The 10,213-nt window shown below is 45.4% G+C and carries 9 protein-coding genes; all 9 read right to left on the reverse strand.

The genetic code is table 11. From position 1 onward, the window contains the following. Positions 1-675: 675 nt before the first annotated feature. On the reverse strand, positions 676-1,839 hold the full coding sequence (gene nagA / locus RYO92_RS10175) for an N-acetylglucosamine-6-phosphate deacetylase (RefSeq protein WP_315370313.1): 1,164 nt from the start codon (positions 1,837-1,839) through the stop codon (positions 676-678). Positions 1,840-1,935: 96 nt separating this feature from the next. Continuing rightward, positions 1,936-2,940 (reverse strand): ROK family protein, encoded by a 1,005-nt coding sequence (locus RYO92_RS10180; protein ID WP_315370314.1) that lies wholly within the window; start codon positions 2,938-2,940, stop codon positions 1,936-1,938. An 8-nt stretch (positions 2,941-2,948) separates the two neighbouring features. Then, a complete protein-coding gene (locus tag RYO92_RS10185) occupies positions 2,949-3,614 on the reverse strand; it encodes a GDSL-type esterase/lipase family protein (protein WP_315370315.1) in 666 nt (221 codons plus the stop codon). Positions 3,615-3,742: 128 nt separating this feature from the next. Next, positions 3,743-4,660, reverse strand: a complete 918-nt coding sequence (locus RYO92_RS10190; protein WP_315370316.1) for a dihydrodipicolinate synthase family protein — start codon at positions 4,658-4,660, stop codon at positions 3,743-3,745. A 140-nt stretch (positions 4,661-4,800) separates the two neighbouring features. Beyond that, positions 4,801-5,721, reverse strand: coding sequence for a carbohydrate ABC transporter permease (locus tag RYO92_RS10195; protein WP_007156777.1), 921 nt, complete (start codon positions 5,719-5,721; stop codon positions 4,801-4,803). A gap of 9 nt (positions 5,722-5,730) precedes the next feature. Continuing rightward, positions 5,731-6,636: a carbohydrate ABC transporter permease gene (locus RYO92_RS10200; RefSeq protein WP_040648685.1), complete on the reverse strand. Its 906-nt coding sequence runs from the start codon at positions 6,634-6,636 to the stop codon at positions 5,731-5,733. A 146-nt stretch (positions 6,637-6,782) separates the two neighbouring features. Then, the gene (locus tag RYO92_RS10205) at positions 6,783-8,162 is read right to left on the reverse strand and encodes an ABC transporter substrate-binding protein (RefSeq protein WP_315370317.1); all 1,380 of its coding nucleotides are present in this window, start codon (positions 8,160-8,162) and stop codon (positions 6,783-6,785) included. After that, on the reverse strand, positions 8,159-8,863 hold the full coding sequence (locus tag RYO92_RS10210; protein ID WP_314833731.1) for an N-acetylmannosamine-6-phosphate 2-epimerase: 705 nt from the start codon (positions 8,861-8,863) through the stop codon (positions 8,159-8,161). Before RYO92_RS10210 ends, RYO92_RS10205 begins: the two co-directional genes overlap by 4 nt. Positions 8,864-8,987: 124 nt before the next feature. After that, the coding region (locus RYO92_RS10215; RefSeq protein WP_315370318.1) for an alanyl-tRNA editing protein at positions 8,988-10,213 on the reverse strand (1,226 nt) is incomplete at its 5' end.

Here is a 10,213-nt window from a genome sequence, read left to right on the forward strand (position 1 = left end):
GTGACAATGTTTATTGTTTTTTTATTTTTATTCACTTATTAAGTCATTGCTTTTGTCGAGTTAATCCTCATTTTTCTTCTTTTTGATAAGAACTATCGCCTGAACTCCTAGTTCTGTTTCCTATTTAATTCCAAAAAACACCAGGACCAGGAGAGGAATTTTAATAAAAGGTACAAAAAGAAAAGATTCAAAATCAGTCTCAACGGATTCATACCGACAGACAAAAAAGGAGAACTATGCAAGACTCCCTGTTTTTGTATATAAAGGTAGGTATAGGGAAAACCAATCCCTATTTGATTCCCCTTATCAGAAAAGGGCATAAAATAAGAAAGTAACATTTCCAAGAAAAAAGCCAGGCTTAAAGTGCTCTTAACGCTTCTGTATAGCCATGGCTTTTGATTATCTGTATTCATATTTTCTCCCTTCCAATCCTTTAAAACGAGATATCCCACGCTTTGCAAGGGATATCTCGTTATGAATTATACATAAGCTATTTTAACTATATGATTGGAAGGAGATTTCGTCAAATGCTTTTCCTCTTACATTTTTCTTTGCATTTTTAGTAATTTTATTCATTCCCAATTTTGCTGTTTGAATAATTTTCATGCAATCTCAGTCTTTTCCAAGCTCATTGTCATAAGGGATTTTAAGCAATTTTTCCTACTTATATAGGATTTAAATAATTTTTTCACCGGCCTGATATACCGCCTTCTGCTTCAAATCCTTATCCACAATCAGATAATCCGCCTGCTTTCCTACCGTAATGCTGCCGTAGTCCTTCTCAATTCCTAAGGAGCGGGCAGGGTTTAAGCTGGCTGCTGTAATGGCCTTTCTCAGAGGAATCTTCATTTCCTTTACCGCAGTACAAAGGCAGTCATAAACATTGGACACGGAGCCTGCCAACGCTCCGTTGGATGTCAGTGTACAGTGCTTTCCCTTCTTTTCCACTTCCTGCCCTCCAAGGTCATAAAGGCCGTCCGGCATTCCGGTGGAGCGAAGGCTGTCACTGATGAGAATGACTCTATCCTCTCCCAATGCCTCAAAGGCCAGACGCACCATGGCAGGATGCACATGAATGCCATCCGTAATCAGCTCAGCAAAGACTTCCTTTTCCTCAATGGTTGCTCCCACAACCCCCGGATTTCTGTGGTCCAGACCGGTCATGGCATTGAAAAGGTGTACCGCATGGCTGGCTCCTGCCTGGTAGGCTTTCAAAGCCGTGGGGAAATCTGCATTGGTATGAGCAAGGGAAATCTTTACCTTTCCCCGCATTTTCGGAATAAAACGCTGGAAATCCGGATTCTCCTCCGGCGCCAAGCCCATATATTTTACCAGTCCTCCGGAACAATGTAAGAAGCGCTCCGCAAGCTTTTCATCCCACTTTAAAATGTAATTGGGATTCTGCGCTCCCTTCTTCACCGGGCTGATGAAGGGGCCTTCCATATTGATGCCCAAGAGTCTCGCCTCTCCGATTTTTAAGCCTTCCTCATGGTATTCCTTCGCTAAAGAAAGCACCTTTTCCAAATCTTCCACAGCCAGAGTCAGGGTTGCCGGGCAAATGACGGTAATGCCATGCTCCGCCTCATACTTTGCCAAAGTCTGTATGGCCTCCCTGGTACCGTCACAGAAATCCTCTCCCAAACAGCCATGAAAATGAATGTCAATCAGCCCCGGCAGGAGAAAATCCTCCGGACAGGAAAAGGCTTCCTCTTCAGAAAGCTCTCTTTCCTTGTGAATCGCGGAAAAGCGCCCATCCTTCACTTCCACGGAAGCTATAGTAAACTTTTTTTCTTCTGTAAAGATACAATATTTTTCCATCTTTAATCCTTCCCAATACATCCTATCCCCTGAGGAAGCTTGCTCGGTTTTCCTTTTTAAAATATAGACTCTCAACGGATTGTCTTTAGGATAAAATGCGAAGACTCCTAACTTCTTTTAGTCTTTAGCTCTTTGTCGATTTTGAAAATGCACATAAGCCCCCAGCAATCCTGCTCTGTTTCCAAGGCTGGCAGCCAGCAAATGGGTATTTTCCGCCACAATAGGCACCAGATGCTCCTGCAAATGTCCCCAAATCTTAGGAAGCAGAATATCCTTCTGCTCCATAATGCCTCCCCCCAGCACAATACATTCCGGATTAAAGGCATAGCAAAGATTACTAAGTCCGATAGAAAGGGCATCACAAAGTCTGTCCAGCTCTTCCAGACAGATTTTATCTTCCTTCTTAACTTCCTCAAATATCCGCTTTCCGTTCCAAAGCTCTTCCGCCTCTCCCTTTCTGCTGGCTACTCTCTTTACTACAGCAGAGGTGGAAGCCATACGCTGGAACATTCCTCCCGGAATCTGCATATAGCCGATTTCCATGGCGGAATGGGAAGTGCCGTGATAGACCTCTCCGTTTAAAATGAAGCTTCCGCCGATACCGGTGCCTATGGTAAGGCAAAGCATGGAATTTGTCCCTTTTCCGCTGCCAAAGGAATATTCTCCAAGACCGGCGCACTTTACATCATTTTCCACCTCACAGGGAATGGAAAATGCAGTTTCTATTTCTTCCTTCCAGTTGCATCCCTTGTACTCCGGAATCTGAGGACCTGCATGAATAATCTCTCCCTTTATCTCATCCACCATCCCTGCTGTGGAGATACAGATGCCGGCTAAGAGTGACTCTAGCTTCGCTTCTACTTTTTGCTCTACCGATACTTCTGATTTTTGCTCTACCGGTACTTCTGCTTTTTTCCTGTCTTGTGCTCCCTCCGTCAGTTCTCCTTTTAGTTCCTCTAAAACTCTACGGATTTCTCCCTTAACATTTTCCAGAATAAAAGAACCGCCTCTTTGAGCCTCGGTGTCCTTTTCATAAGTAGAGAGGATTTCTCCCTTTTCTCCCAAAAGGGCATATTTTGTTTTGGTGCCTCCGATATCCAGGGCAAAGTATCGCTTTTCCATACTGCTACCTACTTTCCTTCTTCTGAAAAATAATCGGGAATCCACTTAGCCAGATGCTCCGCCAAAGCTTTATGGGCTTCAGGGCTCAAATGCATATAGTCGTAGGGGTAATTTTCTACTCCCGGAATATCCTGTGCCGAAAGGTAGGCACAGCCGGTACGCTTTGCCACCGCCTCATATAGAGGAATAATGGCCTTGGACTTTTCACAGCAGTCTTTTCCCATTTCATTCCCTACGATAGTATCCTTATATTCCGGATCAATGGGATAGGGAGCGATAATCAGGATTTTCGGCTTTTCTTCTGTAAAGGCTTCCTGTACGGATTTGGCTTTTCGGATTAAACGCTCCAGCCCTCTGGAAATATTTTCCGCAGTAGCGGAAAAACGCTCCTTTACATCATTGGTTCCCAGCATGATAATCAAAAGGGAAACCGGCTCATGGGTAAGAAGGATGGGACGGATTATACTCACGCCGGAAAGACCCTCGTACAAGGGATCTTCAAAAACAGTGGTACGGCCTGATAAGCCTTCCTCCCGTATCAAATACTCCTCCCCTAATAATTCCTGTAAAACCATAGGCCAACGCACATGCTCGCTGAAACGCTTTCCGTTTTTATTGTTGTACCCGTGGGTATTGGAATCTCCAAAACATACAATGGTCTTTGCCCCAGCCATATTTCCTCCTTTAATTGCTTTCCTTTCAAGCTGTTTATCTATAGCTGCTCCCGGGGGAATGTCCCCTAAAAGCACTTTTAGCCTGCTCTGTAAAGTTTCCAAGAAACCCTACAAAGCAGGCAAATCTTTTATACGAAGCGCGCTACTGTCTCATCGATGACCTTGGCAGTCTTCTTTGCAATCTCCAAATCCGCCTCTGTTAAAGGACTTAACGGACTTCTTACAGAGCCCACATTTAAGCCCTTGCGCAGTTTCAGTACTTCCTTAATCATGGCATACATATTACCGTGACCACTACAAAGTAAAGTGATAATTTCATTTACCGCAAACTGAATCTTTCTTGCTTCTTCGATGCGGTTCTCTTTGAAAAGAGCATTCATCTTTAGGAAAAGCTCCGGCATGGCCCCATAGGTTCCACCGATTCCGCCGCAGGCTCCCATAGTTCTTCCTCCAATAAACTGCTCATCCGGACCGTTGAAAACCACGAAATCCTCTCCACCCCAGGCCTTGTAATTCTGAATATCCTGAACAGGCATGGAGGAGTTCTTTACTCCGATCACTCTGGGATTCTTCTTCATTTCCATGAACAATTCCTTGGTAAGGCTTACGCCGGCAAGCTGGGGAATATTGTAAATGATGAAGTCGGTATTAGGTGCTGCTGCACTGATGGTATTCCAGTACTCCGCAATGCTGTAGCTTGGCAGACGGAAGTAAATGGGAGGAATTGCCGCAATGGCATCCACTCCTAAGCTTTCCGCATGCTTCGCCAACTCCACAGAATCCTTGGTGTTGTTGCAAGCCACATGAGCAATAATACGAAGCTTACCCTTGGCTTCCGCCATTACCGCTTCCAAAATGGTCTTTCTGTCCTCTACGGAAAGGTAAATGCACTCTCCGGAAGAGCCATTTACATATAAGCCCTGTACTCCTGCCTCAATAAAGAAGCGAACCAAGGCCTTGCTTCTTTCTACAGATACCTCTCCATTGTCCTCATAGCAGGCATAAAAGGCTGGTAAAATTCCTTGAAATTTCTCTACATTTGTCATTTCTGTCTCCTTCTAAGGGGCAAAACACCCCAAAAGTTTTGCTGCCGGCCGGGTTTTTTCGCTGTGAAAAGCTCAATTTTATATGCTCATTCCTACTTTAACGATAGAGCAAAAAATCCCACCGACCTACATGAACATTGTTATCCCTTAACGGCTCCCATGGCAATACCCTGGGTAAAATATCTTTGGAACATTAAGAATACGATTAAAATCGGGATTGCCGCCACCGCAGCTCCTGCCATGATGATACCGAAGTCTGTGGCATTTTCCGCCTGTAACTTGGCGATTCCCAAAGAAATGGTTAAGTTCTCTGTACTGCTTAACATAATCAACTGCATGAAGTAGTCGTTCCAGCTGTTGATAAAAGTAAAGATTGCCAAGGCACCGATTCCCGGTTTAATCATGGGAAGCACAATCTGGCTAAAGATTCTGGCTTCAGAGGCTCCGTCAATGCGGGAGGCTTCCAGCATTTCCCCGGGTACCCCCTCGGAGAACTGCTTCATCAAGAACACGCCGAAGGGCCATCCCACGGTGGGGAAGATGACTGCCAAAAGGCTGTTGTAAAGCTTCAAAAAGGACATTTCCCGAATCAAAGGAATCAAAATAACTTGCTTGGGAAGAGCCATAGCACATACAATCAGGGTGAACAAAAGAGTTCTTCCTCTAAAACGCTTTTTCGCCAAGGCGTAGCCTGCCATGGAGGCGGTTACACAGGTTAAAATCATGGCGGATAAGGACATGAACACCGTGTTTAAAAGCCAACGTACCGCTCCCGGCACTTTCGGGCCTGTCATCAGCACAATATCCTTCCCTGTTCCGGAGAAGGCTCCGCTAAAGGGTATACTCAAGGTAAAGAGAGCGGTGGGCTGACGGGAAAAGAGCTTTTGGTAATTCAATAGTACCCACTCTTTTGGAAACCAGTCCGGGCTTGTGCCGTTGATGGACTGGGCGGTTTTAAAAGATCCTGTAATTATCCAGTATAAGGGAAAAAGAAAGAAAAAAGCCAGGAGAATTAGCAGGAACAAGCTAAGTAAGCTATAAAGATTTTTTGTCTTATGCATAAATTCCTCCTATTTTTCTTTTGCCAACTGGAACTGTAATGCAGAGAGTAAGGCAATGATAATCGCCAAAATCACACCCATAGCATTGCCGTAGCCGTAACGATAAAGCTTAAAGGCTGTGTAATAGATATAATACATTACCGTATCCGTACTGTGGTTCGGTCCACCGGAGGTCAAGAGCTGAATCAGGGCAAAGCACTGGAAGCTGTTGATGGTGGTAATGACCAAAATGTAAAGGGTGGTGGGCATAATCTGGGGCCATTTAATCTTCCAGAAAAGCTGAAGATCGGTGGCACCGTCTACGGAAGCCGCCTCTACCAGGGAGTCATCCACATTTCCAAGGGCAGAAACATAGAGGACGATGGGCTGTCCTACGGAGGTGGTAAATAAAATCAGAATAATACAGGGCAGGGCAAAACGGGCATCTCCCAGCCAGTTGATATTCTTCTCCAACACGCCGGTATGGGTTCCCACATAGTTGAATAAGCCATAGTAATTATGGAACATCCATTTCCATACCACGGTAACTGCTACGGAGCCTGTTACTACAGGTAGATAGAAGATACAGCGGAAGGCGGAAAGTACCGGTCCCTTCATCTTATAAATGGCGGAAGCCACCCATAAGGAAAAAATCGCTACCGTTGGAACAGATACCAAAACGATGATTAAGGTATTTTTCAGTGCTTTTTGGAAAATGCTGTCTCCGAAAAGCTCTGTATAGTTTTTTAAACCGATAAACTGGTCTGCCACATTTTTTCCCATGGTGGCATCAAAGAAACTGGTATAGACGCACAAAATCATGGGAAAAATTACGAAGCCCAGAAAGAACACAAGGCTTGGCAATAAAAACAAATAGGCAGAGCGAGTTTCTCTTTGGGCTAATATTTTGCTTCGATTGCTTTGTACGTAGTCCATTTTCTCTCCTCTAATCAAAAAACTCCGGAGGCTTCCCGTCAAAGGGTGAGCCTTCCGGAGCCTATTCTTCTTCACAAATGTTTCGAATAATTCTCAAATTCATTCTAAAACATTTTCATAAGCTGTATGCTGTACTCCGCTATAGCTTATGCCTTTGCTGCCGCGTTTGCATTGGTCTGGAAAGTGGTTAATTCTGTTTTTACATCTCCTCCCTGACCGATTCTCTGAAGCATGTTCCACCACTCTGTTCTGGCAGTTGCCCAGCCCGGAGTTACCTGATAGTAGTCTCCAAAGGAAGGCATGAACTTCTCTGTAAAAAGCTTCATAGTCTCTGCGTTCTCTGTTCCCTCATAAACGTCTGTAAGATCCTTGTGTACAGGGAAGAATCCTGTAGTCTGTACGGAAAGCTTTGCCTGTTCCGCATCGTTTGCCATGAAACGGATAAATACCTTTGCAGCCTTCACCTTGTTCTCGTCTCCGTTATCGAAGATTCCGAAGCCCCAGATTCCTCCGCAAAGCTCTGCCTTTCCGTCCTTTGCAGGGAAAAGCATAGGAATGATTTCATCGCCGTTGTTGGTCTTGCCTGCTTCGCCGTTGTCCTTGTTGTTCTGCTGCGCAGAGTTCCAGCAAAGAGACATTGCCAAAGTTCCATTTCTGAAAAGGGTAATCTCATCTCCTCCAACCAAAGCCGGGTCAAAGTTGATTCCCTCTGCCTTCGTCAGCTCTTCTAAAGCCTGTGCGTTCTCGGAAGAATCTACAGCATACTCGGTATGCTCCTTATTGGTAAACTTTCCGCCGTACAGGTTGTTTACCAAAGCTCTGGTTCCCTGGTCTCCGCCCTGTCCGCCGCAGTAAACTGCCGCAACATTTTCCTGACCCTTATCATGCAGAGCCTTCACAGCCTTGAAGAAATTCTCTGTAGTCCAGGTGTGGTTGTCCAAGTCAAGATACTGTAATGCATCTGCATTCTCGAAGGCAGTCTTGTTAATAGCCATGCAGTGTGCAATCATAGCCAAGGGATACTCGTAGTACTTTCCCTCGGAGGACTTACAAGCCTCTACTACGTTGGGATAAATATCCTTTGCCGCATCATCTTCAAAGAGATCCGCCAAATCCACCATCAATCCCTTTGCGCCCCAGTTTGCCACCAAACGCTCCGGTCCTTCCATAATCAGGTCGGGTGCCGCTTTTCCTTCGATAGCGGTATTTACCTGGTCGTCACCACTCTGGTAGTCCAGATACTCTACGGTAACATGGATATCCGGATACTTTGCGTTAAAATTCTGCAGCAAGGTATCTACGGAAGCGCTGTCGCCCCATTTTCCGATAGGATAGGTGTAGAGCTTTAAATCAGCCTTTAATGCCTCATCCTCGGAAGCTCCCTCGGCCTTCTCGGAAGCGGCCTCACTTGCCTTTCCGGATTCCGCCTTCTTCTCTGTCTCTGTCGTAGCCTTTGGTCCGCAAGCTGCCAAGCTGCTAGCCAGAAGCAGAGACGCTGCTCCCCATGCTAAGATTCTTTTCTTCATTGTTTCTCCTCCCATTCTTTGAGTGCCTCCACAAAGGGTACCGCAATCAGCTGCGGCCTTGTGATAATTGATCCAACAACCACCGCATAGGCGCCAAGCTCCATAACTCGTTTCGCCTTTGCCGGAGTGTTGATGTTGCCTTCGGCAATGACCGGATGCTTTACGCTCTCAATCATTTTCCGAAGAATCAGGAAATCGTCTGCCTCAATCCGATCTCCCTTAGACTGCTCTGTATACCCCACCATAGTGGAGCCAATAAAGTCAAATCCCAGGCGATCCGCTTCTATGGCTTCTTCCACCGTGGAACAATCCGCCATAAATGCCTGATCCTTGTATTTGGCCTTTATTTCCTGGAAAAATTCTGCCAGACTCTTTCCCCCCGGCCTTTTGGAAATGGTGGCATCAATCGCAATGATATCTACCCCTACTTCCATAAGTTCATCCACCTCTTTCATGGTGGGGGTGATATATACCTTCGAATCCTCGTAATCTCTCTTAACGATACCGATAATGGGAAGCTCCACTTCCTTCTTAATCTCCGCAATATCTTCTTTGGTGTTGGCCCGGATGCCTCCTGCCCCTGCCATCTTTGCCGCTCTGGCCATTCTTCCCATAATGAAGGAGGAATGTAGGGGCTCCTCCGGCAGCGCCTGACAAGATACAATGAGTTTACCCTTCAAGCCCTTGATTCTCTCTGTCATGGAACACTCCTTTTTCCTGAAAAATTTTTTTATTCGTTCTTGAAGAAAAGTTATTTTTCTTCTTGTCCTTCCTTAAGTATAGTTTTAGATTTTTCATTTTCAACAAGAAAAAACTTGACTTTGCCTATAAAATTCTTTCAATAAAGGCATTCATCTCCCTAAAGCCTACCCCAGTGCTTCCCTGAATCATCTCCTTCTGTCCCCCTCCCCGGAAGGACAATTTTTCTCCCAGTAGCTTTCCAAAGACTCTCATATCCTCTTCTTTGCTTCCTGCCACCAGGGAAAAGCCTTCTTCCTTTTTCCCAAGGCAAATGAGGGAAAGGGGAAGGGAAAGTCTCAGCCTGTCACAGATTTTTTGCAAGTCCTTCATCCCAAGTTCGGACAGGTAGAGAAAGAGGTAAGGATTCTTCCCGTAGTAAGAAAAGCAGCTATCCTTTAGAGGACTTCCCAGCAATAGCGTTTTGGCACCTTGTCCGGATTCCTCCCTGCTTTTCGTTTCTTCCGTTCTTTCTATCTTTTCTCTATTCTCTATTTCCTTCCGTTGCTCTTCCAGCTCTTTCAATATCTTTTCTTCCAAAAGCCGGATTCCCGCCTCTAAAATTCCTCTTTTTTCTTCTTCCTTTTCAAAGATTTTCTCCTGCAAGCTCCGAAATGCCTCCGGAATCTCTGTCCAAGGCCGGCTAAGACTTTGGGCAAAGCCGGATAAAAGCTTTAGCTTTTTTTCCAAAGCAAGAAAGGCCAGCTCCCCCGCCAGCATGGTCAAACGACAGCCCTTCCTATGCTTTTCATAGGAAAGAATGGTAAATACCCCAATCTCTCCGGTGAAGCTTAGATGGGTTCCGCAACAGGCGCAGGAATCCACCTTGGGAATTTCTATAATACGAATATCTCCCTCCAAAGCCTTCTTTTGTCGAAAAGAAATACTGCCATCCTTTCTTTCCAAACTCGTATCTTCTTCCCCTTCCAGATAAATTTCTCTTATGGGAAGATTTTGCCGTATAACGGCATTTACCCCCTGCTCCAGCTCCTCCAATTCCTTCTCGCTGAATTCTCCGTCAAAGTCTACGGTCATGTGGGGATTTTCCCCGAAACATTCCATGTGAAAACCGCTGTTTTTATAGGGAAAATGCTGGGTCACAAGACCTGAAAAAATATGCTCTGCACTGTGGTTTTCCGACTGCCATCTTCGAAAGTCTACATCAAACTGACAACGGACTTTTTCTCCCTTTTGCAAATCCGCTTCTACATACTGCCAAAGCTCCCCTTCTTTTTCCTCCACAAAGAGAAGCTTTGCTCCGGCAATGCTTCCTCTGTCACAGGGCTGTCCGCCTCCCTCCGGATAGAAGAAGG

The sequence above is a fragment of the Oribacterium sinus genome (genome assembly GCF_963553175.1).
Classification (GTDB): Bacteria; Bacillota; Clostridia; order Lachnospirales; family Lachnospiraceae; genus Oribacterium; species Oribacterium sinus_B.

What these genes read in the sequence shown, in the direction of transcription:
- RYO92_RS10180 (WP_315370314.1), bottom strand. Translation starts at nt 2,940, where the DNA reads ATGGAAAAGCGATACTTTGCCCTGGATATCGGAGGCACCAAAACAAAA.
- RYO92_RS10190 (WP_315370316.1), bottom strand. Translation starts at nt 4,660, where the DNA reads ATGACAAATGTAGAGAAATTTCAAGGAATTTTACCAGCCTTTTATGCC.
- RYO92_RS10185 (WP_315370315.1), bottom strand. Translation starts at nt 3,614, where the DNA reads ATGGCTGGGGCAAAGACCATTGTATGTTTTGGAGATTCCAATACCCAC.
- RYO92_RS10205 (WP_315370317.1), bottom strand. Translation starts at nt 8,162, where the DNA reads ATGAAGAAAAGAATCTTAGCATGGGGAGCAGCGTCTCTGCTTCTGGCT.
- RYO92_RS10200 (WP_040648685.1), bottom strand. Translation starts at nt 6,636, where the DNA reads ATGGACTACGTACAAAGCAATCGAAGCAAAATATTAGCCCAAAGAGAA.
- RYO92_RS10195 (WP_007156777.1), bottom strand. Translation starts at nt 5,721, where the DNA reads ATGCATAAGACAAAAAATCTTTATAGCTTACTTAGCTTGTTCCTGCTA.
- RYO92_RS10210 (WP_314833731.1), bottom strand. Translation starts at nt 8,863, where the DNA reads ATGACAGAGAGAATCAAGGGCTTGAAGGGTAAACTCATTGTATCTTGT.
- nagA (WP_315370313.1), bottom strand. Translation starts at nt 1,839, where the DNA reads ATGTATTGGGAAGGATTAAAGATGGAAAAATATTGTATCTTTACAGAA.